Raw genomic sequence first — 25,027 nt, 5'->3', positions numbered from 1 at the left:
GTTGTTGGCGATACGGGTAACGCGCGCCGGGTAGCGCCGGGCCATGCCCGGTGTCGTGGGGCGTCGCCAGCCGAGCATGGGCTCGGCTCTACAATGGTCAATACACGTCGCGGCGGTAACGACCGGCCATCAACAGTGCCTCCTTGCACTCGGCACCGAGCACCTGTTCGATCACCGCATCCACCGCCGGGGCCATGCCCTGCAGGCTGCCGCAGACCAGGATCGTGGCGCCTTCTTCCACCCACTGCCGCAGCGTCGCTGCTTCGGCCAGCAGCCGGTCCTGCACGTAGCGGTGGGCGCCGCCATCGCGGCTGAACACCGCATCCAGCCGCGCCAGCGTGCCGTCGGCCAGCAGGGTCTGCAGCTCCTCGCCGAAATGGAAATCGTGCGCGGCCGAGCGTTCGCCAAACAGCAGCCAGGTGCGGCGCGCACCGCTGCGGGCGCGCTCGTGCAGGTGCGCGCGCAGGCCGGCAATGCCGGTGCCGTTGCCGATCAGCAGCAGCGGTACCTCGGCGGCCACGCCATGGAAATTCTGGTTGCGGCGCAGGCGCAGCTGCACCGGCTCCTGCATCACCGCGTGGTCGCACAGCCAGCCGCTGCCGATGCCGGGCGTGCCGTCGGCACGCAGCTGGCGGCGAAGCAGCAGTTCCAGCGCGCCATCGGCCATCACCGAGGCAATCGAGTACTCGCGATGCGGCAGCGGCTGCAGTGACGCCAGCAACCCGGGCAGGTCGCCCGGTGCGACGAGGCTGGGCAGGTGCGAGCGCACGACGCGATCCAGCAGGGCGACGCCATCGTCCAGACGCAGATCCGGATCGAAACCGCGCTCAAGCAGCCACGCGCGCGTGGAAACGGCAGCGTGCTGCGGGCCGATTTCGGCGATGTCACCGGCCTGCCACTGCGCATCGCTGCCGGCCGGTGGCTGCAGGCGCAGCCAGTACACCGGCCCGCCGAGGCTGCCGGGGTTGAGGTGTTCGCGCTGCAGCAGCGGCCACGGCTGGTACTCCGCCGGGCTCCAGTCAGGCAGCTCGCTCACACCGCCGCCGATCTGTCCCAACAGCTGCTGCCAGTGGCGCAGCGCGGCCGGATCGGCGTTGTCGACGTCGATCGCATCGAACATCGGGTGCGCGCCGTGTTGGCGCAGCCAGTCGTCGAGCCGGTGGCCGAACGCACAGAAATGGCCGTAGCTGCGGTCACCCAGCGCGAGCACGCCGAACTGCAGGTGGCCCAGCGAGGGTGATGTGCTCATCACCCGGCGCAGGAAGGGCAGGGCGTGATCGGGGGCATCACCTTCGCCGGTAGTGCTGGCGATGAACAGTGCGCGCTGGCTCTGCGCCAGCAGCGCGGTGTGGACTTCATGCAGCCCACGCACGCGCACCGGCAGGCTGGCGGCACGCAGGGCCTCGGCGCTGCGTTCGGCCAGTTCGCGGGCGAAGCCGGTCTGGCTGGACCACACCAGCAGCAGCGGCGTGACATCACCGCTGGCGGCGTCATCGCGCGGGCGCCCACGCCACCACACTGCGGTGCAGGCCAGCGCATACAGCGCGATGGCCAGCACGGCGCCCTGCCAGTGGCGCGTGGGCGGGGCACCCTGCCACCAGGCTTCGCCCAGGTGCAGGCGCAGCAGGGCGTAGCCGGCCACGGCCAGCAGCACCATCACGATGAGGTTGCCGAGCACGGCGCGCGTTGGCCGGCGGCTCATGCGGCCTGCTCGTCCAGCAGGCGCTGGAAGGCGCTGCTGAGATGTTCGCGCGGACCGTCGATCGCGCGTTCCAGGTAGCGTGCGGCCAGGCCTTCGCGCTCGGCCAGGGCCAGGCCCTGTTCGCGGCCGAGCACGGTCAGCGCAGTGGCCCAGGCATCGGCGTGCATCGCATCGTCGGCGACCACGGTCACTGCCGCTGCCACCTGGCGCACGGGCATGCCGGTGCGCGGGTCCAGGCTGTGGCTGTAGGCCTGGCCATCGGCGTGGTACTGGTGCCAACGGTCGCCCGAGGTGGCCACGGCCTTGCCATCCAGCGCCAGCACGCGCGGTGGCGTATCGCCGCGCGCGTCTTCTTCCGGGGCCGACTCCACCAGGACGCGCCACGGCTGTCCGTCGGGCTTGCGGCCGTAGCCGGCCAGTTCGCCGCCCACTTCGATCAGTGCCGCGGTGATGCCCTGCGCGCGCAGCCAGGCAGCGACGTGGTCGACACCGAAGCCTTTGGCAATCGCAGAGAGATCGAGTTCCAGGCCGCCAGGTTGCAGCAGGGTGTCAGCGCGCCACTGCAGCTGCTGCCAGCCACAGCGCGCACGCGTGGCCTGCAGGGTGGCGGCGTCGGGCACGCGGCGCGGGCCGGCCTGTGCACCGAAGCCCCACAGCGCGACCAGCGGGCCCAGGGTGGGATCGAATGCGCCGTCGCTGGTGGCGGCAATCGCCTGCGCGGCGGCCAGCACTTGGCGGGTTTCGGCCGGCAGCGGGCACCACTGGCCGGCGGCGGCGCGGTTGTAGCGGGCCAGGTCCGAGCCGGCGTCCCAGGTGCTCATCTGCGCGACCACGTCATCCAGGCGCGCCTGGATGCCGGCGTGCAGCGGGTGCAGGTCGCGCTGGCGTGGCGCCACCAGCGACACACTCCAGGTGGTGCCCATGGTGGTGCCGCCCAGGCGGGCGATGTCGGACAGGGGATCGGTCATGGCGGGGCGTTGCAGGCGCGGTGCCGGGACGGGCCCGGCACCGCGGTCCACGTTACTGCGGCAGCACTTCCAGGGTGGCGACGTAGCTCAGGCGGCGCTTGGCGGCCTGCTTCACCGAAGTCTTGTTGTCTTCGGTACCGGTTTCCAGCCAGTACATGCCGGCTTCGGGCCAGGTCACCTTGATCTCGCCCTTGGCATCGCTGGTCAGCTTCAGCTCGTCCTGCGCGTTGCGGTAGCGGGTGGCGCCACGCACGATCTCGAATTCCAGGCCGGCGGTCGGCTTGCCATCCACCAGCACGCGGAAGGTGGACTCCTCGCCAGCGAACAGATCGTTCGGATGGCCCACGGCCACCAGCTCGATGCCGCGGTTGGTCGGCTTCAGCGCGGTGGCGTTCGGCGCGCCGTTGGTGACGAAGGTTTCCACGCGGCCCACCGACTGGCTCACTTCCAGCTTCTTCGCATCCTTGGGCAGTTCGCCGAAGGTCGCGGCGGTGCCACGCCAGCGCTTGCGCTCGCCGTTCTGTTCGTAGGTGGCGAACAGGCCGTCATTGACCGAGGCGATGCGGTAGGTGCCCTGCTGCTTCAGCTCGATGTCGAACACGCTGCGGTACTTGCCGGTGGCGGCGTTCTGCGGCTGCACGCTGCTGCCGTCCGGCGCGGTGATCACCAGCGATTCCAGGCGCAGCGGCACGTGGTTGAAATAGAACAGGTCGTTGGAGACCGCACCGTCGACGGTGATCCACGGCGCGTTGCCGGCGATGACGGTCTGCGAGGGCAGCAGCCAGGCTTTGTGGGCCAGGGCGGAGAACGGAAGGGCAGCGGCCAGGGCGGCGGCTAGGACGAGCGTGCGCTTCATGCGGAAGACTCCAGGGGTGGTGGTGGGGCCAGAGCCCTTCCTGCGGAAGGGATCCGACCCGGGGGTCATGCAATTACGGTTTGACGGCGAGGGTGACCTGGCCCAGTTCGGTGGCGCCCTGCGCCTTGCCGTTCTGCGCGGCGGTGGCCGGCCAGGTGAAGGGGATCTTCAGCAGTTCGCGGCCGCCGACTTCGCGCACCGCTTCCACCACCAGGGTGTAGCTGCCCGGGGCCAGCTGCTTCAGGGCCGGCTGCTGGTCGTTGAACGACAGTGCGTGCTTGCCCGCCGGGCGGGTCGGACCGGTCACGCCATCCACCGGCACCTGCAGCGTGCGGCCGCTCTTGCGCCACCACTGGCGCAGGTCGGGCAACCACTTGGTGCCATGGCCTTCACTGTTGCTGGTCTGCTGGTACCAGACCGACAGGTTGGCGGCGACCTTCTGGTCGGCGCCTTCCAGCCACACGGCCACATACGGGCGGTGGTATTCGGCAACGTTGAGCTTGGGCACTTCGACGTTGATGTCGAGGGTGGCGGCATAGGCCGGCGAGGTGGCCAGCAGGCCGCTGAGGGCGATGGTGAGGGTGACGCGCATGGGGCGGCTCCGGAGGGAACGGATGGAAGTCAGTGGATCAGCAGCAGGGCGATCAGCAGCGGGATCATCAGGCCCAGGCCGACCAGCGGCCAGGTCATGCGCCGCTGCCGCGCATGCAGGTGCAGCAGGAACAGGCCGGTGATGCAGAACACCAGGCAGGCCACCGCGAACAGGTCCAGGAACCAGCCCCACGCCGGGCCCGCATTGCGGCCCTTGTGCAGGTCGTTGAGGTAGGACACCGCGCCGCGCGAGGTCGATTCGTATTCCACTGCACCGCTTTCGCGGTCGATGCTCAGCCAGGCGTCGCCACCGGGGCGCGGCAGCGACAGGTAGATTTCTTCCGGCGACCATTCGGCCGGGCGTCCGCCGATGCCGATGTCCAGCTGCGCATCCAGCCATTGCCGGGCCGGCAGCGGAATGGGGGCGTTGCCGTCTTCGCGGTCACCCAGCGCGCCGAGAAGCTCAGCCGGCAGTTCCAGCTTCTGGCTCTGCACCTGCGGTTTGGCTTCGATCTTCGCCGCGTGGTTCAGGGTCAGGCCGGTGGCCGCGAACAGCAGCATGCCGATCAGGCACACCGCCGAGCTGATCCAGTGCCACTGGTGCAGCGTACGCAGCCAGAAGCCACGGCTCTGTTGCTGCTGCACGGTGGAGGACACGGGACGGCTCACGGTGTTTTTCGGGGCGGGTGAAGACTACCCATTACAGCATTAATGAGAATGGCTCGCAATTAGGTGTCGTTGTGTATCCCGTGTGGGAGGAACCCGGGCAATGCCGGCCAGCGGCCGGCACTACCGGTGCAGTAGATCCACGCCATGCGTGGATGCCACAGCAGCGCAATGCCGGCCAGCGGCCGGCACTACCGGTGTGCAGTAGATCCACGCCATGCGTGGATGAAGCGGTGCCGACCAAGGTTGGCACCCACCACGGCAGGGGGCGCGGTCAGAACTTCGCGTTCAACGAGATCCAGTAACTACGGCGCTGGTCCTTGGTCGCATAGTCATCCACGCAGTTGAACTCGCTCTGGCTGATCAGCAGGCACGACTGCGAGACGAAGTCCTTGTCCAGCAGGTTGTTGACGCGTGCATTGACGGTCAGCCACGGCGTGGCATCCCAGCTGCCGCCCAGGTGGAAGATCGTGTAGTCCTGGTAGTAGCGGTTGTGGCTGGCGCCGCTGGCATCGAGGATGGTGTCGCGGTAGCGGTCGTAGCGGCCTTCGCCGATCAGCGACAGGCTGATGGCATCGTTGAGCTGCCAGTTGAGGCTGGCGTTGGCCATGTGCTTGGCCGGGGTGGTGCCGGTGATCGGCAGGCCCTTCTGCGGGCCGCTGGTCTGCTCGCTCTTGGTCCAGGTGTAGTTGCCGCGCAGCTGCAGGTTCTGCAGCAGGTCGACGTGCGCGGCCATTTCCACGCCACGCGTTTCGGCCGTGTCGATGTTCACGCTCTGGGTGAAGGTGCTGTAGCCCAGTTCCGCCCAGCCCGGTCCGATGTCCACGCAGTAGCCGCTGCCGGCCGGCGCCACTTCGCAGTTCGGGAAAGTGCCGCCGCTGGCGATCTTGTCATCGAACTTGTTGATGAAGCCGGTGACGTTCATGCCCCAGCGCTGGCCTTCGTAGTACGCGGCCAGCTCGTAGTTGGTGCTGGTTTCCGGCTTCAGGTTGGGCGAGCCTACCAGCGGCAGCACGCCCTGGCCGCCGAAGCCGCTGATGCCGGGGAACAGCTGGTCCGGACGCGGGGTCTTGTAGCCGGTGCTGACGCCGCCCTTGAGGGTCCAGGCGTCGCTGGCATTCCACACCAGGTAGCCGCGCGGGCTGACATGGCTGCCGAACACGTTGTGGTCGTCGTAACGCAGGCCGAAGGTCGCGGTCAGGGTGTCGGTCAGCGACCAGTTGTCCTCGGCGAACAGCGCCCACATGCGGTGCTTCTGTTTGGTGTTGCTGCGGTAGCCGGCGCCGTCCATGCCGAACACGCCGTCGATCATGTCGGTGTCGTTGTACTGGCCGCCGACGGTCAGCTTGTGCGCGCCGAAGTCGAGGTCGAGCATCGTGTCCAGCACGTAGCCTTCCAGTTCCATGGTGCGCAGCGGGCGCGGCAGGAAGGCCTGCAGGCGCGCCATCTCTTCGGCGTTGAGCGCACCGAGTGCGTTGCTGCGGCCGGCGGCGCAGTTGTTGGCGGCACCGGTGCGCTGGCAGACGTCGTTCCATAGGGTCTGCAGGTTGGCGCGCTCGTCCAGGGTGAGCGGCAGCGAGCGGCCGAGGTTGTTGCTCTTGCTGTGGGTCAGCGAGGTCTGCCAGGTGCCGAAGCTGTAGCGGCCCTGGTGGGTCAGCGACAGCTGGTCGCGCTCGTAGCGCTGGTAGGCGGTGTAGCCCACGCGCGGCTGCACCACGCGGCGGGTGATCGTGCCGCTGCCGTTCGGGTTGGGGATGACCGCGTTGCCGACGCGCCACAGGCTGGCCAGGCTGTCCAGGGTGCCGGTCTGGCCTTCACTGTTGTCGTACTTCTGCCGCGAGACGTCGTAGTCCAGCCACAGCTCGTGGTCGTCGTTGATGCGGAAATCCAGGCGCAGGCCGGTGTTCCAGTTGGTGTTGGCCACCGACTTGCCGCCGCCGCCGAAGCCGATGCTGCGCTCCCACGGCGTGCCATCGGGCAGGGTCAGCGCATCCCATTCGGGGTTGGACGCCTTGGCGTCGTAGTAGCTGCCGCGCACGGCCATGCTGATGCGGTCCTTCAGCAGCGGGCCGCTGAGGTAGACATCGGTGGTGCGCGCGTCGCCGAACTGGTCGTCCTGCTGCACGGTGAAGCCCTGGCTGAGCGAGCCGTGCCAGCTGTCCTGGTTGCGGCGGGTGATGATGTTGATGACGCCGCCCATTGCATCCGAGCCGTACAGGGTGGACATCGGGCCGCGCACCACTTCGATGCGCTCGATGGCCTCCAGCGGCGGCAGGTACGAGAACTGGCCGCCGCCGAAGTTGTTCGGGTACAGCTGGCCGACATTGCTCTGGCGGCGGCCGTCGATCAGCACCAGGGTGTATTCGGAGGGCAGGCCACGCATGGAAATGGTGGCGCGGCCGTTCTTGTCGGTGGCTTCCAGGCCCACGTCGATGCCTTCGACGTCGCGCAGCGCATCGACCAGGCTGGTGTACGGGCGCTTGCTCAGTTCCTCGCGGCTGACCACGCTGATGCTGGCCGGCGCATCGACCACCTTCTGTTCGAAGCCGGAGGCGGTGACCACCACCTTGTCCAGGGTCTGCGGGGCGGCGGCTTCGCCGTGGGCGAAGGCGGGGCTGGCGAAGGCGGCCAGCACGGCGCTGGTCAGCAGGTGGCGGGACAGGGACGAACGGACACGATGGCGCTGGGCCATGGCAGTAACCTCGAAGGATGCAGGGTGGTGCGATGCCAGCGCGGAACGCGTGGCATGCACGGGGAGCCCCGGTCAGGGGCAGCAGGGATGCAGCAGGGGATGAGGCAGGCAGCAGCGCGCAGGCGCGACCGCAGGTGCGGTCACGAAGGGCCGGAGATCAGGCCAGCGGCGGCGCCTGGCCGCGTTGCTGGCGGCGCCCGGGCGCATCGGCCCACGGCGTGTCCGGCGTGGCCAGCGGCCAGTGCGGACGGGCCCCGGCGCGGACCGGGGCGAGGGGAATCAGATCCAGTTCACTGCGCAGCCATTGGCTGGCCAGCAGCAGCGGCGGCGGTGCCTTGTCGGCGGCCTTGGTCGGCGTGCAGACGCAGCGGCGCAGCTTGGCCGGCGCGTCTTCTTCCATCGGCACTTCACCACCGCGGCCTTCCATCGGCTGCTGCCAGGCCTGCGCGGCGGCATCAGTCGCGTCGTGCGGCAGCAGCGGCAGCGTGCCCAGCAGCAACGCCAGCATCGCGACCCACGCCAACAGGCTGGCCAGTGCAGGGCGATGACCGCGCATGGCGGTACCGAACTGCACGAGGCGAAGCGGGCGAGGGCGGAACGGGCGACGCAAGGCAGACAACCCCTGGGCGTACGCCGGACCATCCGGCGTCAACGGGGCGTGATTGTAATGAGAGCTGTTAGCGGTTGCAAATGAGAATGATTGCCAAAGTGTCGCAGGGCCGCTGCGCCGGCCTCAGACTTCGCTCCAGCGCCGCAGCAGGTTGTGGTACACGCCGGTCAGCTGCAGCACCGCGGTAGCGTCGCCACCGGTCTGCCGCAGGCGTTCGATGGAGGTGTCCATTTCCCACAGCAGGCGCCGCTGCACATCGTCGCGGACCATGCTCTGCACCCAGAAGAACGAGGCCACGCGCGCGCCACGCGTGACCGGGTTGACCTGGTGCAGGCTGCTGGACGGATACACGATCAGGTCGCCGGCGGGCAGCTTCACTTCGTGCTCGCCGTAGGTATCGCTGATCACCAGCTCGCCGCCGTCGTACTCCTCCGGCGCGGACAGGAACAGGGTGCAGGAGATGTCCGAGCGCAGCTGTTCGCCGTGGGCCAGGTTCATCACCGCGCCATCGACGTGGAAGCCATAGGTGCCGCCGCCGCTGTAGCGGTTGAAGCGGGGTGGCAGGATCTTCAGCGGGAGCGTGGCCGCAAAGAACAGCGGGTTGCGCCGCAACGCGGCCAGCACGCCCTGGCCGAGCTCGGCCTTCAATGGCGAGGCATCGGGCAGTTGCTCGTTGTGCTTCACCAGCGCGCCCTGGGCGCCGACGGTCTCGCGACCGTCGGCCCAATCGGCCGCATCCAGCCGCTGGCGCATCTGTGCCACCTCTTCCGGGGCAAGCACGTTGGGTATATGCAGCAGCATGGCGGTTCCTCGTCGATACGCGGGGGAGTCAGGCTCCCCCGCGCAGGTGCATCAGAAACGGACGTCCGCGCTGAGCAGGAAGGTACGCGGGGCGCCCGGGGTGTAACGGTAGCCGCTCTTGTTGATGCTGGCCACGTACTGCTTGTCGAACAGGTTGTAGCCGTTCAAGCGCAGCGACACGTTCTCGTTGATCGCCCAGGACACCACCGCGTCATAGACCACATACGACTTGGTGAACGCAGGCGTGCCGACGGCACCGTCGGTACCGCGGTGCATGCCGGCGGCATAGCGGACGCCGCCGCCCACGGTAATGCCATGCGGCAGCACGTAGCTGGTCCAGCCGGTGAACGTATCGTCCGGGGTATAGACCAGGTTGTTGGTGCCATCGGCGGCCACCTTGGCACCATCCTTCACGTCGGTGTTCAAGTGGCTGTAGCCTGCGCTGATCGACCAGTTCTCGGACACGCGGCCCACGGCAGACAGCTCAACACCCTTCACCCGCTTGCTGCCGGTCTGCGTCGGGTTGCCAGCGTCGTCCAAAACGGTGGTGTTGATTTCGTTTTCCACATCGGTCTGGAACAGCGCCAGGTTCACCGCCAGCGCATCTTCCATGAAGGCCCACTTGCTGCCCACCTCGAAGGTCTTGGCCTTCTGCGGATCCAGCTTCGGGTTGTCGGCGCTGCTGGCCGAGCTGCTCAGCTGGAAGTTGGCGCCGCCCGGAGGCTGCTGTGAAATCGCGTAGTTGGCGTAGACGCTGACCGTGTCACCGACCTTGTACAGGGCACCCAGCTTCCAGTTCAGCAGGGTGTCGGACGCTTCCAGCGTGGGATTGCGCAGTACGGTGCCGGTGGGGTTGCTGCCACACACCGGGCCGCCACGGCCGCCACACACCGAGGCGCTGGCGTACTCGGTCCTGTAATGATCGGCACGTACGCCTGCGGTCAGCAGGAAGCTCTCGCCAAACGACAACGTATCGAACACGTAGGCCGAGGACGTGGTGGTCTTGCCGTGCGCGTCGGCACCGTTGTGTGCCCAGCTCAGGCCACCCACGTTCCAATCGGGGTTGTACAGGTTCGCGGCAGGCCAGCTGCTGCCACCGGTGGCGGCCTGGCCGTAGCTGTCCAGTTCTTCGCGGGTGAACTCCAGTCCGGCACTGAGGGCGTGGCCCACCGCACCGGTGTTGAAGTCGGCGCGCAGGTTCAGCTGGTCGGTCAGGATGGTGTTGCGCTGGTCCTTGAAGGTCGGCAGGCTGCGCGCGATCGCGTAGGTCGAAAGATCCGCTGCGTTGGTATAGGTGATGTTGCCGGTCGGCCGGCCGTTGGCGCCGCGCACGCCGGTGCCCATGAAGGCGGTGAGCAGGTAGTCCTGTTCGGTACGGCCCCAGCGGGCGGTGTTGGTCAGGCGCACGTTGTCGTTGAAGTCGTGCTCGAAGCGGAACGTGGCCATCTTCGCGGTGACGTCGTCGTGGTCGGCGCGGGTGCCGTAGAAGTTTTCAGGGTCCACCGGATGGCCGGCCAGCGCTTCCAGCGTCGGTTGCGGCGTCCAGCCGGGCAGGCCCAGGGTCGGCACGCCGCCATCGGGCACGTTGTCCTGCTTCACATAGAGCAGGTTGAGGTAATAGCGGGTTGCAGTGCCCAGGCCGAAGGCCAGCGACGGCGCGATGCCCCAGCGCTTGTTCTGCACGTGGTCGCGGCCCGGCTGGTCGCTGTCCTGCCACATGCCATTGATGCGCAGCGCGCTGGTTGCGCCCAGCGACTGGTTCCAGTCGGCGGTGGCGCGGCGCTGCTGGTCGCTGCCTACGGACACGCTGGCCGAGGTCGCATCCTGCAGGTTGGCCTGTTTGCTGACCAGGTTGATCGCGCCGGTCGGCGCCGAGCGGCCGTTGTCGGTGCCGGCCGGGCCCTTGGTCACTTCCACCTGCTCGATGTTGAAGACATCGCGCGAGATCGAGCCCAGATCGCGCACGCCGTCCACGAACAGGCTGTTGGAGGTGTCGAAGCCGCGCATGAACAGCGCATCGCCGGTGGTGGTGTTGCCGTTCTCACCGGCATAGAAAGTACCCACGCCCGGGCTGTTGCGCAGGGCTTCGGTGAGGGTGGTGGCGCCCTGCTGGTTGAACAGGTCGCTAGTGATGACCTGGATCGTCTGCGGCGTGTCCTGCAGGCGCTGGGTGAACTTCGGCGAGGCGACCTTGTCGGCTTTGTAGCCGCGGGTGGCGTGCACGTCGATCTTGTCCAGCGTACGGGCATTGTCGGTGGCGTCTGCCAGGGCCACGGCGGGCAGCGCGGCCAGGCCAAGGCCGGCGGCCAGGCTGGCGGTGGCCAGGGGCAGTGAACGAAGCGGGGAGGCGTGCTTGCGGCTCTTGATCGAGGTCATGGGATGGGCTTTGCCGGGGGCAGGAAGGCCCCATCGACGCAGCGGTCGGCGGGGCGGTTGGCGCGGGGGGATTGGGTACGGAAACGCGGGGGCGGCGCCGGTGCCGGCGCAGCGGCTCAGCTCAGCAGGGCTGGCGGTGCGTGCGAGGGCGGCTGACGACGGCCCGCCAGGCGTACCGCTGCTGCGGCGCGCACAGGCAGGCGCAGGGTCTGCGGGCCCGACAGCGGGACGAGCAGGCACAGGCGGTGCAGCAGGGGCGGGCTGTCGCCGTGGCTGCCTTCTGGGCCGGATTCGATGCGCGGGGCCAAGGGCCCGGGTGGTGGTGATTCGCCGGCACGCCCGCTGGCGTGTTCATCCAGCGCTGCTGCAGACGGGGACAGGGTTGCATCCCCGGATACACGGCGGCCTTCCTGCAGCGCCGACCACCCCAGCCACAGCGCCAGCAGCGCGGCCACGAGCAGCGGCCACCCCTGACGGGCGAGCAGGCACAACGCGGCGATGGGTGCGGGCGAAGCCAAGATGCGGTCCGTTACAAACCGTTACGAATCAGGCGCGCAGGATAACACCAACGATAATGATTCGCATCTGCGCACTTGGCAGGGGCGGCTGGGCGGCGCGCAGGGGTGCTGGGAGGGCGCACAAAGGGCGCGGGTGGCCAATCTGCAGTAGATCCACCCCATGGGTGGATGAAGGTCGGCGTCGGCGGGGGCAGGCACTCGGGCGCGCCCCCGCTCGGATCACTCGCGGTCGTCGCGGGTCCAGATGGCGTCGTGTTCGCGCTTGACCGGGAACTTGGGCGCGGCGGTGTAGGCCGGGGCACACAGGGCGCGGCCATCACGCACATCGAAGCGCGCGCCGTGCAGCACGCACTCGATGCTGCCTTCGGCGGTGTTGAACTCGCCCGAGGACAGCTCGAATTCCTCGTGCGTGCACTGGTCTTCCAGCGCATACAGCTCGCCGTCGAGGTTGAACACCACGATGGGCGTGCCGGTCACTTCATCGAACACGCTCTTCATTTCGCCCGGCAGCAGCTCGGCGCCGGCGCAGACGAAGGTCCAGGCCTCGCTCATGCCGATTCCCCGGCCAGCGGCTTTTCCAGGATTTCAAAGCGCAGGTCGTCGCGCTTGGGGATGCCGAAGCGCTCGTCGCCATAGGGGAACGGCTTCTTGATGCCGGTGCGCTGGTAGCCGCGGCGCTCGTAGAAGGCGATCAGTTCGTCGCGCACGTCGATCACCGTCATCTGCATGACCGGCACGTTCCACTCGCGCGCGGCATGGGCTTCGGCCGCATCCATCAGCTGCTTGCCGACGCCACCGCCCTGCTGGGCCGGGTCGACCGAGAACATGCCGAAGTAGCCCTTGCCGTCGACATCGGCAACGTGGGCGCAGGCGACCAGTCGGCCGTCGCGTTCAGCCAGCAGGATGGTCGAGCGCGGGCGGTCCAGGTCGCCCTGGATGCCCTCGGCATCGATGCGGGCGCCGTCCAGCAGGTCGGCCTCGGTGGTCCAGCCGGCGCGGCTGGCGTCGCCGCGGTAGGCCGAGGTGACCAGGGTGATCAGGGTAGGGATGTCGGCCGACGTGGCGGCACGGAAAGTCAGGGTGCTCATGCCGCCATTCTAGGTGGGGCAGGGGCGCCCGCAAAATGGCGCGGGGTCAGATCCCTTTCGCAGCGCGAAAGGGCTCTGACCCCTGGGTACCGGCTATGCTCCCCGTTCATCGCGTTCCCGCAGGAGGCAGGAATGAACAGGCAAAGCGGAGGCGGTGTGGCTGCGAAGGTCGTGACGCTCGGTCTGGTCGTGGCGCTCACCAGCCTTCTGGCGCGCATGGATGTCTCCGTTGCGGGCAGGGACGCTGCGTTCAACAGCTTTGCCTGCCCTAGGTTCAACCCGACGCGTGCACTGCCTGTCGCGCTGGAGGAACTGCGCGCGCACCCGGTCCGCTACCAGGGCCGCTTGGTGAAGGTGCGTGGCGCGTATGTCGATGGCTGGGAAATGTCGGCGCTGCATCCGGGGCCGCCGGTACGTGACCCGTGGGCGGCGGATGGCATCTGGGTGGAGGGCATTGCGCCGATGACGCTGCCGACAGAGCAGGTCGTTGAAATGACCGGGATCGTGTCGGCGGCGCGACCCGATGCGGTGAGCGGCAAGGGGCATTTAGGCAAGTGGCCGGCCCAGTTGTGCGTGTCGTCGGTGTGGCGGTTGTAGGCGTGACCGGGCGTGGGGTGCTGTGCTGGCCAGGCCAGGCCCTCTGCAAACGATGTGAGACGATGACGCCATCACACCGCTTGGCGGCATGGCCAGGCCGGAGGACATGCGGGACACCATGATCGCAATGAACTGGATTCGCCAGGATGAGCAGGGATGGCATTTCGATGCCTACTTCGACTATCTGGCAGGGGCAGCGGCGGACTTGCCCGACACACTTCGCGAGTTCGCGCTCGATTTCAGCAACTACGCGCTGCGCGGCCGCGATTCCCTGCACGACGCGCGCATGAGCGCGTTCCGGGTTGAAAAATCGGCTGTTGACGGTGCCGAAGGGGCGACGGTCAGCATCGAGGTGGTCCTGCTTGATCAGCAGTTCGAAGGCGAAATGCTGATGACGTACTCGGGCGTGGTCGGCTATCTCCTGCAGGAAACGCTGTGCAGTGACGACCCCGGCGTCGATGTGCTGGTGCATGAGGTATTAGTGGTCGAACCGGGGCGCTACCGGCACACCGTGCTGTTCGACAACGGTGGCGGCTATGCAGTGGAATTCTCCGGGTTCACCCGGGCGCGCCGCGAGCGCGGGCCATCGCGCATGTAACGCAGCGGAACCAACGAAAAACGCCACGGTCTCCCGTGGCGTTCTGCTTCCGTCAAGCTGCCAGAGCCTCAGCCCAGCAGCTTCCGCACCTTGGTCAGCGCAGCCATGAAGCGCTCGATCTCGGCGTGCGTGTTGTAGAACGCCAGCGAGGCACGGCAGGTGGCGGCAACCCCGTAATACTGCAGCAGCGGGTGTGCGCAGTGCTGGCCTGAACGCACGGCCACGCCTTCCAGGTCCAGCAGGGTGGCCAGGTCGTGCGCGTGCGCGCCGTCGATCAGGAAGGACACCACGGCAGCCTTTTCCGGTGCTTCGCCGAGGATGCGCAGGCCATCGACCTTGCGCAGCTCTTCGGTGAAGTGCGCCAGCAGCTCGGCCTCACGCGCTTCCACGTGCTCCAGGCCCAGGCCCTGCAGGTAATCCACGGCCACGCCCAGGCCGATGAAGCCGGCGATGTTCGGGGTGCCGGCTTCGAACTTGTGCGGGGCATCGTTGAACACGGTGCCGTCGAAGCTGACTTCCTTGATCATCTCGCCACCGCCGAGGAACGGCGGCATGGCGTCGAGGTGCTCGCGGCGTGCCCACAGCACGCCGGTGCCGGTCGGGCCGCACATCTTGTGGCCGGTGAGGGCGTAGAAGTCGCAGCCGATCGCAGCCACGTCGACCTTGCGGTGCGGTACGGCCTGCGAACCATCGACCACGGTGATGATGCCGCGCTTGCGCGCTTCACGGCAGATCTCGCGCACCGGGTTGACCGTGCCCAGCACGTTGGAGACGTGGGCCACGGCCAGCAGCTTGACCTCGGGGGTCATCGCGCGGCGCAGTGCATCCAGGTCCAGCGCGCCATCGGGGGTGATCTCGGCCACGCGGATCGTTGCACCGGTGCGCTGGGCGACCAGCTGCCACGGCACGATGTTGGCATGGTGTTCCATGCGCGAGACCAGAATGACATCACCGGCTTTCAGCCGCGGCAGCGCCCACGAATACGCCACCAGGTTGATGGCGAACGTGGTGCCGCTGCACAGCACCAGCTCGTTGCTGCGCGCGTTGAGGAAGTGGGCAAGCTTGTTGCGCGCGCCCTCGTAGGCGTCGGTAGCCTCGGTGCCCAGCGCGTGCACGGCACGGCTGACGTTGGCGTTGTAGCGGCGGTAGAACTCGTCCACCGCGCCGATCACCTGCACCGGCTTCTGGCCGGTGTTGGCGTTGTCGAAATACACCAGCGGCTTGCCGTGCACTTCGCGCATCAGCAGCGGGAAGTCGAGGCGGACGCGGTCCCAGTCGGGGGTGCCGGCGGGGGATTCGATCGGGCGCGGCGTGGACAGGTTCATGCCACGCCTGCCTCGGCCAGGGCCTTGTCCAGGCGGCGCGCCAGCTGTTCGCGCAGCGCTTCGGGCAGCACCTTCAGCGGCTCGTGGCAGAACGCGGCGCTCAGCAGCGCCTGTGCCTGCGGCTGCGGCAGGCCGCGCGAGCGCAGGTAGAACAGCGCATTGGCATCGAGCTGGCCAACGGTGGCACCGTGGGCGGCCTTCACTTCGTCGGCGTCGATCACCAGCACCGGCTGGGTATCGATCTCGGCGTCGGCCGAGAGCAGCAGGTTCTTGTTGGACAGGTTCGCATCGGTACCGTCGGCGCCTTCGCGGATCTGGATGCCGCCATGGAACACCACGCGGCTGCGGTTGGCCGCCACGCCGCGCCACAGCAGCTCGCTGCTGGTGTCACGGGCGATGTGATCGATGCCCAGGCGGGTATCGACATGGCGGCGGCCATTGCCGAGCAGCACGCCATTGGCGGTCAGCTGGGCGTTGTCGCCTTCCAGGCGCACGTTCAGTTCGTGGCGGCTGAGCGCGGCGCCCAGTTCCAGGTCGACGCGGTGGTACTGCGCATCGCGTGCCAGCACCGCATCGGTACGCAGGAAGCTGGTCTGGCGTGCGCTGCCGGCCTGCACGCGGGCGTGCTTGAGCACGGCGTCGCGGGCCACTTGGGCATGCAGCACGGTGTTGTCCAGGTGCGCCGAGTCACCCACGCTGAAGCGGTGCTCGACCACGCCCAGGCTGGCGCCGGCACGCAGTTCGATCAGGTGGCGGTGGTGCCAGGCCAGGTCGGTATCGCCAGCCACGCTGGCGAACACCAGCTGCAGCGGCACCTCGACCTGCACGCCTTCGTCCACGCGCAGCACCACGCCTTCATCAGCCAGCGCAGCATTGAGGCGGGCGAACACGTCGTCGCTGCGCTCGTAGCGGCGGCCGAGGAAACGCGCTGCATCCTCACCGGCGGCCAGCGCCGAGGACAGCGGCTCCAGCTGCACGCCGGCCGGCAGGCCGTGGGTGTCGCTGAGCGCGTCGCTGAGGCGACCGTTGACGAACACCAGGCGCGGTGCCGGGATGTCTTCCAGCACGGCCACGTCCAGCGCCGGCGGTGACAGCGGCGCAGCGGCGAAAGCGCGGCGCTCCAGCTGGCGCAGCGAGGTGTACTTCCAGGCTTCGCTGCGGGCGGCCGGCAGGCCATCGCGCAGCACCGTGTCGAGCACTTCGCGGCGCGCATCGCTGCCGCAGAAGGCCTGGGCCATCGAGTCGAGCAGGGCGCTCATCAGACCGCCGCCTCGCGCACCACGCGATCCTTGAGGAAATCGTAGCCGTGCGCTTCCAGTTCCAGGGCCAGTTCCGGGCCACCGGTCTTGACGATGCGGCCATCGGCCAGCACGTGCACCACGTCCGGCTTGATGTAGTCCAGCAGGCGCTGGTAGTGGGTGATGACCAGGAACGAACGGTCGGCCGCGCGCAGCGCGTTGACGCCGTCGGCCACGCTCTTCAGCGCGTCGATGTCCAGGCCCGAATCGGTTTCGTCGAGGATTGCCAGCTTCGGCTCGAGCACGGCCAGCTGGAAGATCTCGTTGCGCTTCTTCTCGCCACCGGAGAAGCCTTCGTTGACGCCACGGTGCAGCAGTTCGTCCTTCAGGTGCAGCACGGCCAGCTTCTGCCGCACCAGCTTGAGGAACTGCATGGAATCGAGTTCTTCCTCGCCACGTGCCTTGCGCTGGGCATTGAGCGCGGCGCGCAGGAAGTAGGTGTTGTTCACGCCCGGGATTTCCACCGGGTACTGGAAGGCCAGGAACAGGCCGGCAGCGGCGCGCGCTTCCGGATCCTGGTCGAGCAGGTCGCTGCCTTCGAACTGCACGCTGCCTTCGGTCACTTCATAGCCGTCACGGCCGGCCAGGACATTGCCCAGGGTGGACTTGCCGGCGCCGTTGGGGCCCATGATGGCGTGCACCTGGCCAGGCTTCACTTCCAGGGACAGGCCCTTGAGGATTTCCTTGTCGCCGATGCGGGCGTGGAGGTTGTCGATCTTCAGCATGATACGGATCCAGTAGAGCCACGCCATGCGTGGCTGAATAATCAGAACGAGGGCAGCAGGCGGGTCAGCCGACCGAACCTTCCAGCGAGACTTCCAGCAGCTTCTTGGCTTCCACTGCGAATTCCATCGGCAGTTCGCGGAACACCTGCTTGCAGAAGCCGTCGACGATCATCGACACCGCGTCTTCCTGGCTGATGCCACGGGCGCGGCAGTAGAACAGCTGGTCGTCGGAGATCTTGGAGGTGGTGGCCTCGTGCTCGACGGTCGCGCCCGGGTTCTTCACCTCGATGTAGGGGAAGGTGTGGGCACCGCACTGCTTGCCGATCAGCAGCGAATCGCACTGGGTGTAGTTGCGCGCGCCATCGGCGTTGCGGTCGACCTTGACCAGGCCGCGGTAGGTGTTCTGGCCGCGGCCGGCGCTGATGCCCTTGCTGACGATCTTGCTCTTGGTGCGCTTGCCGACGTGGATCATCTTGGTGCCGGTGTCGGCCTGCTGGCGGTGGTGGGTCAGCGCGACCGAGTGGAACTCGCCCACCGAATCGTCGCCCAGCAGCACGCAGGAGGGGTACTTCCAGGTGATGGCCGAACCGGTCTCGACCTGGGTCCAGGTGACCTTGCTGCGCGCACCACGGCATTCGGCACGCTTGGTGACGAAGTTGTAGATGCCGCCGACGCCGTTCTCGTCCCCCGGGTACCAGTTCTGCACGGTGGAGTACTTGATCTCGGCATCTTCCAGCGCGACCAGCTCGACCACCGCGGCGTGCAGCTGGTTCTCATCGCGCATCGGCGCGGTGCAGCCTTCCAGGTAGGACACGTAGGCCTTGTCCTCGCACACGATGAGGGTGCGCTCGAACTGGCCGGTGTGGCCGGCGTTGATGCGGAAGTAGGTGCTCAGTTCCATCGGGCAGCGCACGCCCTTGGGAATGAACACGAAGCTGCCATCGGAGAACACCGCCGAGTTGAGCGCGGCGAAGTAGTTGTCGCCCACCGGCACCACGGTGCCCAGGTACTGGCGCACCAGCTCCGGGTGTTCCTTGATGGCCTCGGACATCGAGCAGAAGATGATGCCCTTCTCGGCCAGTTCCTTGCGGAAGGTGGTACCGACGGACACCGAGTCGAACACCGCGTCCACCGCCACGCCGGCCAGCTTGGCGCGCTCGTGCAGCGGCACGCCCAGCTTGTCGTAGGTGTCCAGCAGCTCCTTCGGCACGTCATCCAGCGAGGCGTACTTCGGGCCCTTCGGCGCGGAGTAGTAGCTGAGCGCCTGCAGGTCGATCGGGGCGATCTGCAGCTTGGCCCAGTTCGGCATCGGCATGGTCAGGAAGTGGCGGTAGGCGTCCAGGCGCCACTGCGTCATCCACTCCGGCTCTTCCTTCTTGGCCGACAGGGCGCGGATGGTGTCCTCGTCCAGGCCCGGCGGCAGGGAATCCGATTCGATCTCCGTGATGAAGCCGGCCGAATACTTGCGGCCGAGCTGCTCATGGATCTCGCGGTTGGGGGTGTCGTCGTGGGCGACGGTTTCGATGGTTTCGGTGGCCATGGGGGGCTGCCTACGGATCAGGAGACGACGTCGACAGCGATGGTGCGGCGCTGTTCGTCATCGACAAGGGGAAGGGGGGGCAGGATCTGGGCGAGAGTGACATCGCGCAGGGCCTCGGAAACCACGTCGTTGATCAGCCGCCAGCTGCTGCGCGCGCCGCACTTGGGCGCCATGCCGCACTGGTGGTGGTCGTGGCTGCATTCGGTCAGGGCCAGCGGCCCTTCCATCGCTTCGACCACTTCGAACAGCGATATCTCGATGGACGGGCGGGTCAGCCGGTAGCCGCCGCGGACGCCGCGCAGGCCCTCGACCAGGCCGGCCTGGGCCAGCGGCTTGAGCACCTTGCTGACGGTGGGCGGTTCCAGACCGGTGAATTCGGCCAGCTCGGTCGCGCTCAGCACTTCACCCGGGCGGGCGGCAAGCACGGTCAGCACGACGGTGGCGTAATCGGTAAGTTTGGTGACGCGCAACATGGGGGATGCGAGTGGTTCTTAAAGCGGACTGAAATTGTACGCTTTTCTTCGCCAGCATCCAACCCGGGCATTCAGCCAGCGCTGGGGGCGGTCCTGGGCGGGCCGGGAACAACACACCGGGCGCCACCGGGGCGTAATGCTGCGGCATGCGGGTTGTTTTCGCAATCACCCGGAATGGGTGAGAATCGGGGTTCCTTTCGCTGCAGACCTCCCTTGCCGATGCCCAAGAAGATCCAAGCCCGCAAGTCCGCCATCCATGGCAACGGCGTGTTCGCCGTGGCCCCGATCAAGCAGGGCGAGCGCGTGATCCAGTACAAGGGCCTGCTGCGCAGCCACGGTGATGTCGATGCCGATGACAGCGGCGACGTCGAAAGCGGCCATACCTTCCTGTTCACCCTCAACGACGACTGGGTGATCGACGCCAACTACAAGGGCAATGACGCACGCTGGATCAACCACAGCTGCGACCCGAACTGCGAAGCGGTGATCGAGGAAGACGAGGACGGCGACAGCCGCGGCGACAAGGTCTTCATCGAGGCCCTGCGCGATATCAAGGCCGGCGAGGAGCTGACCTACAACTACGGCATCACCCTGGCCGAGCGCCACACGGCAAAGCTGAAGAAGATCTGGGAGTGCCGCTGCGGCTCGCCCAAGTGCACCGGCACGATGCTGCAGCCCAAGCGCTGACCGGAATGGGGTAGTGCCGGCCGCTGGCCGGCATGGGCCTGATCGCGATGCCGGCCAGCGGCCGGCACTACCAAGAGCGTCTGCACCTGCCGTGCACGGCCAGGTCACCGCGGTCCAATGGCCATTGGCCGACCCTGTGTGCTCCCTTTCCCGGAGCACACACCATGGCACAGCGTATCGCCGGCAAGCAGGTCGCCATCCTCGCCACCCACGGCTTCGAGCAGTCCGAACTGATCGAACCCAAGCGCCTGCTGGAAGCGGAGGGCGCCATCGTCACCGTGGTGTCGCCGGCAAAAGAGGCCAGCATCAAGGGTTGGAAGGACAAGGACTGGGGCGGCGTGGTGGCGGTGGATCTGCCGCTGTCCGACGCCGATGCCGGCCGCTTCGATGCGCTGGTCCTGCCCGGCGGGGTCATCAACCCGGACACGCTGCGCACCGATGAGGCCGCACTGGGCTTCATCCGCAGCGTGGCGGGGGCGGGCAAGCCGGTGGCGGCCATCTGCCATGGCCCGTGGCTGCTGATCAACAGTGGGCTGGCCGAGGGTCACGAGGTGACTTCGTGGCCCTCGCTGCAGCAGGACCTGGTCAATGCCGGTGCGCGCTGGCGCGACGCCGAGGTGGTCGTGGACGGCAACCTCATCACCAGCCGCAAGCCGGACGACATCCCGGCCTTCAGCGAGGCCGTGGTGAAGGCACTGGCCGCGTGATGCATTGCTGGTAGTGCCGGCCGCTGGCCGGCAGATAGGGTAACCGGGCTGCCGGCCAGCGGCCGGCACTACCCTTATTTGCCGAGAAGGCCGGCCGGCACCAGGTTGCCCAGGTTCTGGTTGAAGGTGACCACCAGCTTGCCGTTCTTCACCTGCGCCGACTGCACCTGCAGCGCGCCCAGCAGGCCGGCCACGGCCGGATCCAGCTTGTAGATCGGTTCGCGGCGGGCGTAATCGCTCAGCGCGGCATTGAGCAGTGCACGGGTACGCGAATCCAGGCGGCCGCCCTGGCTGGCCGGGCTGAAGTCATCCACGGTCGGGTCCTGCAGGTGGAAACCCTGGGTCTGTGCGTCGTAGCGCAGGCCGCTGCTGAGCTTGACCTTGCCCAGGTTGGTCGGGGTGCCACCGGCGGTGGCCAGGGCCAGGTCCATGCCCAGGTCGAGGCGCTCGCCCGCCGGCAGGCTCAGCTGCGGGTGGCTCATGGTCAGCGCGATCAGGCCGCCCAGCGCATCCTGGGTGCGCGGGAAGCTGCCATCCAGATACTGCTGCACGTCGCTGGCGGCAACCGCCAGTTCACGCCCGGAAATCGAGGGGGCCGCCTGCGCACCGATCGCGGCGGCGATCAGCACGGTGGACGCGGCAAGGCGGGTCATCAGGGAACGCAGGCGCATGGCGGTGGCCGGGGGGATGAATGAGGGCTACAGAGTAGCTTTGCACGCTGAATCGTGCGTGCATGCCGCTGCAACGGTTCAGTCCAGCGTTGGCTGCAGGTGCGCCGACTGGATCTGCCAGCCCTGGCCATCGGTGCGCGGCTGCACGCGGTACCAGCCGTGGTAGCGGAACAGGCCCTCGCCGGTCGTGGCGCGGATGCGTACCGGCACCTCCAGCAGGCGTGACGGCTGCTGTTCGTCCCGTGGCACGGGCGGGTCGCTGTCCAGGCGCAGGTTGCGCACGTCCGGCAGCAGGCGCAGCGCAGCATCATCGGCACGGCGTGCATCGGGCGGGGCGATGGCCCACGCCGCTTCGATACCGGCCTTGTTGTGGTTGAGCAGGTCCAGCACGTAGCGGTTGAGCAGTCGCGCCGGCGTTTCGCCATCGGGCGCGACGGCCGCATACAGCGGATCGATGCCGAGCGTCGCCACGGCGGGTGCTTCGCCTGTCGAAGCGGGGTGGCCCGGGCCTGCCGTCGCCGCATCTGCGGAAGGGGCTGCGGCAGCATCATCAGGCGGGGTCGGGCTGGAACAGCCCAGCATGGACAACGACGCGATCAACAACAGGGCACTGCGCATGTCTGCCTCCTCCCCGAGGCGACCTGGAGAACAGCAGTGTATCGGCAGCGCCGGGCTCAGCGCGATGCGGGCAGCTGTTCCAGCGCGTCCAGGGCCGGCAGCACCTGGGCTGCGATCGCCGCCAGCGCATGGCCGTCGGTGTCGGCGTGGCGCTGCACGATGTCGCGCAGCAGCTGGGTCGCGACCACCAGGGTGGCGCGCTCGTCACCGCTCAGGCCGGCCGTGCGCGGCGCGGTTTCCAGCAGGCGCATCAGGTCGCGGCTGGCGCGGTGCTCCAGTTCGATGGTGCAGCGCCCGGTGCACTGGTGCCCGTCCTTTTCGATCGGGGTCACCGAGATCCGGTAGCGGGTGGAGGGGCTGGCCATGAGGGTGTGCTCGCCTGGGTGTGGAGGGATGTGCCCACCATAGGCAAGGCGGCGACCGGCGGCGACGGCCGGGGCTGCACGCAGTGTTCCACCCGGTCCGTTCCCGACAGTGAAAAACGAGGTCCCGGCCAATGCTGGTGCGGCTGTCGGCGGGAACGCTGCGGGGCGGAAACGCTGTGTTGCGGTTTGCAAGGGGGCTGGCGGCGCCCCAAACAAAAACGGGACGGCCTGCGCCGTCCCGTCGGAAGATGCCGTTGGGCGCGCGCTTAGAGCGCGGCGTCCTTCAGCTTCTTCAGCGGGCGCACCTTCAGCTTGGTGGTGGCCGGCTTGGCAGCGAACCACTGCTCTTCCTTGGTGAACGGGTTGATGCCCTTGCGCTTCGGCTTGGCCGGCACGCTGACGGTCGAGATCTTCAGCAGGCCCGGCAGGGTGAAGGAGCCAGCGCCCTTCTTGTGCACCGAGGAAGCAACGGCGGTTTCAAGCGAGGCCAGCACCGCGCGCACGTCCTTGGCAACAACGCCGGACGCTTCCACGATGTGTGCAACCAGGCCCGACTTGGTCAGCACTTCCTTGATCGGCTTCGGAGCGGCCGGCTTGGCGGCAGCCTTCGTCGCGACTTTCTTCACTGCCTTTTTCGGGGCAGCCTTCTTAGCGGTCTTTGCCATGGTTTCCTGTTCCGTGAACGGTTGGTTGTGTGGTCGGCGCCGAACCCCGTCGGCAAGCGCAATGTAGGGCAACTCTCGAGCGCCGCCAATAGCCCGGAGCGCTGAAAGTGCATGTTTTTTCATATCCAGGCCGATTCAGTACATGTCCGGAAGCGGGCAAACAGGCGGTGCGCTGCAGTGCGCAATAGGGGGTGCCGCTGCTGCGGAACGCGCGAAACCGCTGAAAACAAGGGGAAAATTCATTTCGCGCTGGCGAGGAAGTGTCCACCGGGCTGGCCCGGGACTACGGCGTGCCCTGCGGCGGGGCGACGCAGGGCTAACGCGAGCCGTGCGAGGGTAGCCGTTCATCACCGCCACGCAGGAGCTGCACATGGGAATCTCGCGACACGCCACCGCGCACTGGGAAGGGGACCTCAAGTCGGGCAAGGGCCAGTTGAGCACGCCGCAGAGCGGGCTGCTGGACAAGACCCGCTACGGCTTCAACAGCCGCTTCGGCGATGAGAAAGGCACCAACCCGGAGGAGCTGATCGCCGCCGCGCACGCCGGCTGCTTCACCATGGCGCTGTCGGCCAAGCTGGGCGATGCCGGGTTTACACCGACCTCGCTGGATACCGAAGCCAAGGTCGACCTGTCGATGGAAGGTGGCCCGCAGCTGTCGCAGATCCGGCTGAAGGTGAAGGCGGTGGTGCCGGGCATCGATGCCGCGCAGTTCCGCGCGATCGCCGACGACGCCAAGCAGAACTGCCCGGTGTCCAAGGCGCTGAGCGCGGTGCCGATCAGCCTGGAAGCCGAGCTGGGCTGAGAAATCGCGGGCCGGGATAGCCACGGTAGTGCCGGCCGCTGGCCGGCAACCGCAAGATGTCGAGGTCCAGGTAACAGCCGGCCAGCGGCCGGCTCTACCACCCCAGCGCAATCACCAATCAATCGTTCCGGCAATCACCGTCTGCACCTGGCCGCCGGACCACACCTCGCCGGCGTCGTCCACGCGCAGCGTCAGCCGCGCGTCGTGGCCGACCTCGCGACCCTGGCTGACTTCATACGCTTGGCGGCCGCGCGGGAGCACGCCACGCAGGTCCAACCACGCGGCCAGCACGGCATTCGCCGCACCCGAGGCGGCATCCTCGAAGCGCCGTCCGTTGCCGACGAAGGCGCGCACGGCCAGGTCGAAGCCCTCGCTGCCATCGCTGAAGGCGTAGGCGAACACGCCCATGCTGTCGGTGGATTCGGCCAGCGTGGCGATGGCGTCCCAGTCCGGCTGCAGTGCACGCAGCGCGGCCTCGTCGGCCACCTGCACCACCCACCAGCTGCGGCCGCCCTGCATGCGTGCCGGCGGCAGTTCGCCCAGCGGCCAGCCCTTCAGCGCTGGCTGCAGGCGCGGATCCCCGGCCTGTGCGGTTTCGGCCAGCTGCGCGCGCGGGGTGCGGATGGCGATGCGCTGCTGCGCGCCTTCACCGCTGACCTGCAGGGGCAGCAACCCGGCGATGCCGTCCTGCACCAGCACGCCCTCCACCGGTGCGGCCAGACCGGCCTGCAGCACAGCATGGGCGGTGCCGACGCTGGGGTGGCCGGCGAAGGGCACCTCCTTCTGCGGGCTGAACATGCGCAGCCGGTAGCTGCTGCCAGCGGTCTGCGGCGCGAATACGAAGGTGGTTTCCGGCAGCCGGGTCCAGCGCGCGATGGCCTGCATGGCGGTGTCGTCCAGGCCCTCTGCATCGAGCACCACGGCCAGCGGATTGCCGGCGCCGGCGCGCGGCGAGAACACATCGAGCTGCAGGAAACGGCGGGTGGTCATAGGGGGGAACTCCAGAATCAGGCAGCGCGCAGCTTAGCGCGCCGTTGTAGAGCCGAGCCCATGCTCGGCTGTATCGGGGCGTGGGAAGAAGCAGCCGA

The 25,027-nt window shown here is 67.9% G+C and carries 27 protein-coding genes; 5 read left to right on the top strand and 22 right to left on the bottom strand.

All coding sequences use genetic code 11. The features are described 5' to 3' along the window. Nucleotides 1-97 precede the first annotated feature (97 nt). The 12 genes from IAE41_RS11335 to IAE41_RS11280 form a co-directional block, all read right to left on the bottom strand. Nucleotides 98-1,702: a sulfite reductase subunit alpha gene (locus IAE41_RS11335; protein ID WP_200733189.1), complete on the bottom strand. Its 1,605-nt coding sequence runs from the start codon at nucleotides 1,700-1,702 to the stop codon at nucleotides 98-100. Further along, on the bottom strand, nucleotides 1,699-2,670 hold the full coding sequence (locus IAE41_RS11330; RefSeq protein ID WP_200733188.1) for an FAD:protein FMN transferase: 972 nt from the start codon (nucleotides 2,668-2,670) through the stop codon (nucleotides 1,699-1,701). Before IAE41_RS11330 ends, IAE41_RS11335 begins: the two co-directional genes overlap by 4 nt. A gap of 52 nt (nucleotides 2,671-2,722) precedes the next feature. After that, a complete protein-coding gene (locus IAE41_RS11325; protein ID WP_200733187.1) occupies nucleotides 2,723-3,526 on the bottom strand; it encodes a DUF4198 domain-containing protein in 804 nt (267 codons plus the stop codon). A gap of 73 nt (nucleotides 3,527-3,599) precedes the next feature. Beyond that, entirely contained in the window at nucleotides 3,600-4,118 is a 519-nt protein-coding gene (locus IAE41_RS11320) for a DUF2271 domain-containing protein (protein WP_108760238.1), read from the bottom strand. 29 nt (nucleotides 4,119-4,147) lie between these two features. Continuing rightward, entirely contained in the window at nucleotides 4,148-4,786 is a 639-nt protein-coding gene (locus IAE41_RS11315) for a PepSY-associated TM helix domain-containing protein (RefSeq protein WP_200733186.1), read from the bottom strand. 271 nt (nucleotides 4,787-5,057) lie between these two features. Further along, nucleotides 5,058-7,475, bottom strand: a complete 2,418-nt coding sequence (locus IAE41_RS11310; protein WP_200733185.1) for a TonB-dependent receptor — start codon at nucleotides 7,473-7,475, stop codon at nucleotides 5,058-5,060. A 157-nt stretch (nucleotides 7,476-7,632) separates the two neighbouring features. After that, nucleotides 7,633-8,031 (bottom strand): hypothetical protein, encoded by a 399-nt coding sequence (locus IAE41_RS11305; protein WP_200733184.1) that lies wholly within the window; start codon nucleotides 8,029-8,031, stop codon nucleotides 7,633-7,635. A gap of 177 nt (nucleotides 8,032-8,208) precedes the next feature. Continuing rightward, on the bottom strand, nucleotides 8,209-8,886 hold the full coding sequence (locus IAE41_RS11300) for a Fe2+-dependent dioxygenase (protein ID WP_108760235.1): 678 nt from the start codon (nucleotides 8,884-8,886) through the stop codon (nucleotides 8,209-8,211). 51 nt (nucleotides 8,887-8,937) lie between these two features. Beyond that, nucleotides 8,938-11,262, bottom strand: a complete 2,325-nt coding sequence (locus tag IAE41_RS11295; protein WP_200733183.1) for a catecholate siderophore receptor Fiu — start codon at nucleotides 11,260-11,262, stop codon at nucleotides 8,938-8,940. A gap of 116 nt (nucleotides 11,263-11,378) precedes the next feature. Continuing rightward, complete coding sequence (locus IAE41_RS11290) at nucleotides 11,379-11,780, bottom strand: hypothetical protein (protein ID WP_200733190.1); 402 nt, start codon at nucleotides 11,778-11,780, stop codon at nucleotides 11,379-11,381. A 219-nt stretch (nucleotides 11,781-11,999) separates the two neighbouring features. After that, nucleotides 12,000-12,332 (bottom strand): non-heme iron oxygenase ferredoxin subunit, encoded by a 333-nt coding sequence (locus IAE41_RS11285; protein ID WP_079220947.1) that lies wholly within the window; start codon nucleotides 12,330-12,332, stop codon nucleotides 12,000-12,002. After that, on the bottom strand, nucleotides 12,329-12,868 hold the full coding sequence (locus IAE41_RS11280; protein ID WP_200733182.1) for a GNAT family N-acetyltransferase: 540 nt from the start codon (nucleotides 12,866-12,868) through the stop codon (nucleotides 12,329-12,331). Before IAE41_RS11280 ends, IAE41_RS11285 begins: the two co-directional genes overlap by 4 nt. Before the next feature lie 132 nt (nucleotides 12,869-13,000). On the opposite strand from IAE41_RS11280, the gene IAE41_RS11275 reads away from it, so the two are divergent. Together IAE41_RS11275 and IAE41_RS11270 are read left to right on the top strand one after the other, a co-directional pair. Continuing rightward, a complete protein-coding gene (locus tag IAE41_RS11275; protein ID WP_200733181.1) occupies nucleotides 13,001-13,465 on the top strand; it encodes a hypothetical protein in 465 nt (154 codons plus the stop codon). A gap of 118 nt (nucleotides 13,466-13,583) precedes the next feature. Beyond that, nucleotides 13,584-14,063: a hypothetical protein gene (locus IAE41_RS11270; protein ID WP_200733180.1), complete on the top strand. Its 480-nt coding sequence runs from the start codon at nucleotides 13,584-13,586 to the stop codon at nucleotides 14,061-14,063. A gap of 68 nt (nucleotides 14,064-14,131) precedes the next feature. Here IAE41_RS11270 and IAE41_RS11265 read toward each other — a convergent pair whose 3' ends face one another. The 5 genes from IAE41_RS11265 to IAE41_RS11245 all read right to left on the bottom strand — a co-directional run bounded on the left by IAE41_RS11265 (nucleotide 14,132) and on the right by IAE41_RS11245 (nucleotide 19,424). Next, complete coding sequence (locus tag IAE41_RS11265) at nucleotides 14,132-15,388, bottom strand: cysteine desulfurase (RefSeq protein ID WP_200733179.1); 1,257 nt, start codon at nucleotides 15,386-15,388, stop codon at nucleotides 14,132-14,134. Beyond that, entirely contained in the window at nucleotides 15,385-16,647 is a 1,263-nt protein-coding gene (gene sufD / locus IAE41_RS11260; RefSeq protein WP_200733178.1) for a Fe-S cluster assembly protein SufD, read from the bottom strand. The genes IAE41_RS11265 and sufD overlap by 4 nt, the downstream gene beginning before the upstream one ends. Continuing rightward, entirely contained in the window at nucleotides 16,647-17,411 is a 765-nt protein-coding gene (gene sufC, locus IAE41_RS11255; RefSeq protein ID WP_108746119.1) for a Fe-S cluster assembly ATPase SufC, read from the bottom strand. The genes sufD and sufC overlap by 1 nt, the downstream gene beginning before the upstream one ends. 64 nt (nucleotides 17,412-17,475) lie before the next feature. Next, nucleotides 17,476-18,951, bottom strand: coding sequence for a Fe-S cluster assembly protein SufB (sufB, locus tag IAE41_RS11250; protein ID WP_079220956.1), 1,476 nt, complete (start codon nucleotides 18,949-18,951; stop codon nucleotides 17,476-17,478). 17 nt (nucleotides 18,952-18,968) lie between these two features. Further along, nucleotides 18,969-19,424, bottom strand: a complete 456-nt coding sequence (locus IAE41_RS11245; RefSeq protein WP_079220957.1) for an SUF system Fe-S cluster assembly regulator — start codon at nucleotides 19,422-19,424, stop codon at nucleotides 18,969-18,971. A gap of 219 nt (nucleotides 19,425-19,643) precedes the next feature. Between IAE41_RS11245 and IAE41_RS11240 the strand changes: the two genes are divergently transcribed. Further along, the gene (locus tag IAE41_RS11240) at nucleotides 19,644-20,111 is read left to right on the top strand and encodes an SET domain-containing protein-lysine N-methyltransferase (RefSeq protein WP_012479369.1); all 468 of its coding nucleotides are present in this window, start codon (nucleotides 19,644-19,646) and stop codon (nucleotides 20,109-20,111) included. Nucleotides 20,112-20,275: 164 nt separating this feature from the next. Next, nucleotides 20,276-20,818 carry a type 1 glutamine amidotransferase domain-containing protein gene (locus IAE41_RS11235; RefSeq protein ID WP_200733177.1) on the top strand — a complete coding sequence of 181 codons (543 nt, stop codon included), beginning with the start codon at nucleotides 20,276-20,278 and terminating at the stop codon, nucleotides 20,816-20,818. Nucleotides 20,819-20,892: 74 nt separating this feature from the next. Here IAE41_RS11235 and IAE41_RS11230 read toward each other — a convergent pair whose 3' ends face one another. The 4 genes from IAE41_RS11230 to IAE41_RS11215 all read right to left on the bottom strand — a co-directional run bounded on the left by IAE41_RS11230 (nucleotide 20,893) and on the right by IAE41_RS11215 (nucleotide 23,137). Continuing rightward, entirely contained in the window at nucleotides 20,893-21,489 is a 597-nt protein-coding gene (locus IAE41_RS11230; RefSeq protein WP_200733176.1) for a DUF1439 domain-containing protein, read from the bottom strand. 78 nt (nucleotides 21,490-21,567) lie between these two features. After that, entirely contained in the window at nucleotides 21,568-22,107 is a 540-nt protein-coding gene (locus tag IAE41_RS11225) for a hypothetical protein (protein WP_200733175.1), read from the bottom strand. A gap of 56 nt (nucleotides 22,108-22,163) precedes the next feature. Continuing rightward, nucleotides 22,164-22,472 carry a DUF3861 family protein gene (locus IAE41_RS11220; protein WP_079220962.1) on the bottom strand — a complete coding sequence of 103 codons (309 nt, stop codon included), beginning with the start codon at nucleotides 22,470-22,472 and terminating at the stop codon, nucleotides 22,164-22,166. A gap of 266 nt (nucleotides 22,473-22,738) precedes the next feature. Then, the gene (locus IAE41_RS11215; protein WP_079220963.1) at nucleotides 22,739-23,137 is read right to left on the bottom strand and encodes an HU family DNA-binding protein; all 399 of its coding nucleotides are present in this window, start codon (nucleotides 23,135-23,137) and stop codon (nucleotides 22,739-22,741) included. 370 nt (nucleotides 23,138-23,507) lie between these two features. Between IAE41_RS11215 and IAE41_RS11210 the strand changes: the two genes are divergently transcribed. Continuing rightward, complete coding sequence (locus IAE41_RS11210; RefSeq protein ID WP_079220964.1) at nucleotides 23,508-23,939, top strand: OsmC family protein; 432 nt, start codon at nucleotides 23,508-23,510, stop codon at nucleotides 23,937-23,939. Nucleotides 23,940-24,050: 111 nt separating this feature from the next. Here the strand turns inward: IAE41_RS11210 and IAE41_RS11205 are convergent, their stop codons facing one another. After that, on the bottom strand, nucleotides 24,051-24,929 hold the full coding sequence (locus tag IAE41_RS11205; protein ID WP_200733174.1) for a PhzF family phenazine biosynthesis protein: 879 nt from the start codon (nucleotides 24,927-24,929) through the stop codon (nucleotides 24,051-24,053). Between the last annotated feature and the right edge of the window lie 98 nt (nucleotides 24,930-25,027).

Origin of the sequence: Stenotrophomonas sp. S39, from assembly GCF_016624665.1 — a bacterium.
In the GTDB taxonomy this organism is placed as follows: domain Bacteria; phylum Pseudomonadota; class Gammaproteobacteria; order Xanthomonadales; family Xanthomonadaceae; genus Stenotrophomonas.
Note: the sequence above shows the minus strand (reverse complement) of the source record. Positions and strands in the feature narration are given on the sequence as shown.

Bases quoted from the DNA above. Each gene is read 5' to 3' on its own strand.
- IAE41_RS11300 (WP_108760235.1), bottom strand. From the start codon at position 8,886: ATGCTGCTGCATATACCCAACGTGCTTGCCCCGGAAGAGGTGGCACAG.
- IAE41_RS11330 (WP_200733188.1), bottom strand. From the start codon at position 2,670: ATGACCGATCCCCTGTCCGACATCGCCCGCCTGGGCGGCACCACCATG.
- IAE41_RS11225 (WP_200733175.1), bottom strand. From the start codon at position 22,107: ATGCGCAGTGCCCTGTTGTTGATCGCGTCGTTGTCCATGCTGGGCTGT.
- IAE41_RS11210 (WP_079220964.1), top strand. From the start codon at position 23,508: ATGGGAATCTCGCGACACGCCACCGCGCACTGGGAAGGGGACCTCAAG.
- IAE41_RS11280 (WP_200733182.1), bottom strand. From the start codon at position 12,868: ATGAGCACCCTGACTTTCCGTGCCGCCACGTCGGCCGACATCCCTACC.
- IAE41_RS11305 (WP_200733184.1), bottom strand. From the start codon at position 8,031: ATGCGCGGTCATCGCCCTGCACTGGCCAGCCTGTTGGCGTGGGTCGCG.
- IAE41_RS11205 (WP_200733174.1), bottom strand. From the start codon at position 24,929: ATGACCACCCGCCGTTTCCTGCAGCTCGATGTGTTCTCGCCGCGCGCC.
- sufC (WP_108746119.1), bottom strand. From the start codon at position 17,411: ATGCTGAAGATCGACAACCTCCACGCCCGCATCGGCGACAAGGAAATC.
- IAE41_RS11265 (WP_200733179.1), bottom strand. From the start codon at position 15,388: ATGAACCTGTCCACGCCGCGCCCGATCGAATCCCCCGCCGGCACCCCC.
- sufD (WP_200733178.1), bottom strand. From the start codon at position 16,647: ATGAGCGCCCTGCTCGACTCGATGGCCCAGGCCTTCTGCGGCAGCGAT.
- IAE41_RS11240 (WP_012479369.1), top strand. From the start codon at position 19,644: ATGCCCAAGAAGATCCAAGCCCGCAAGTCCGCCATCCATGGCAACGGC.
- IAE41_RS11310 (WP_200733185.1), bottom strand. From the start codon at position 7,475: ATGGCCCAGCGCCATCGTGTCCGTTCGTCCCTGTCCCGCCACCTGCTG.
- IAE41_RS11335 (WP_200733189.1), bottom strand. From the start codon at position 1,702: ATGAGCCGCCGGCCAACGCGCGCCGTGCTCGGCAACCTCATCGTGATG.
- IAE41_RS11275 (WP_200733181.1), top strand. From the start codon at position 13,001: ATGAACAGGCAAAGCGGAGGCGGTGTGGCTGCGAAGGTCGTGACGCTC.
- IAE41_RS11235 (WP_200733177.1), top strand. From the start codon at position 20,276: ATGGCACAGCGTATCGCCGGCAAGCAGGTCGCCATCCTCGCCACCCAC.
- IAE41_RS11230 (WP_200733176.1), bottom strand. From the start codon at position 21,489: ATGCGCCTGCGTTCCCTGATGACCCGCCTTGCCGCGTCCACCGTGCTG.
- IAE41_RS11245 (WP_079220957.1), bottom strand. From the start codon at position 19,424: ATGTTGCGCGTCACCAAACTTACCGATTACGCCACCGTCGTGCTGACC.
- IAE41_RS11215 (WP_079220963.1), bottom strand. From the start codon at position 23,137: ATGGCAAAGACCGCTAAGAAGGCTGCCCCGAAAAAGGCAGTGAAGAAA.
- IAE41_RS11270 (WP_200733180.1), top strand. From the start codon at position 13,584: ATGATCGCAATGAACTGGATTCGCCAGGATGAGCAGGGATGGCATTTC.
- IAE41_RS11325 (WP_200733187.1), bottom strand. From the start codon at position 3,526: ATGAAGCGCACGCTCGTCCTAGCCGCCGCCCTGGCCGCTGCCCTTCCG.
- IAE41_RS11320 (WP_108760238.1), bottom strand. From the start codon at position 4,118: ATGCGCGTCACCCTCACCATCGCCCTCAGCGGCCTGCTGGCCACCTCG.
- IAE41_RS11295 (WP_200733183.1), bottom strand. From the start codon at position 11,262: ATGACCTCGATCAAGAGCCGCAAGCACGCCTCCCCGCTTCGTTCACTG.
- IAE41_RS11220 (WP_079220962.1), bottom strand. From the start codon at position 22,472: ATGGCCAGCCCCTCCACCCGCTACCGGATCTCGGTGACCCCGATCGAA.
- sufB (WP_079220956.1), bottom strand. From the start codon at position 18,951: ATGGCCACCGAAACCATCGAAACCGTCGCCCACGACGACACCCCCAAC.
- IAE41_RS11285 (WP_079220947.1), bottom strand. From the start codon at position 12,332: ATGAGCGAGGCCTGGACCTTCGTCTGCGCCGGCGCCGAGCTGCTGCCG.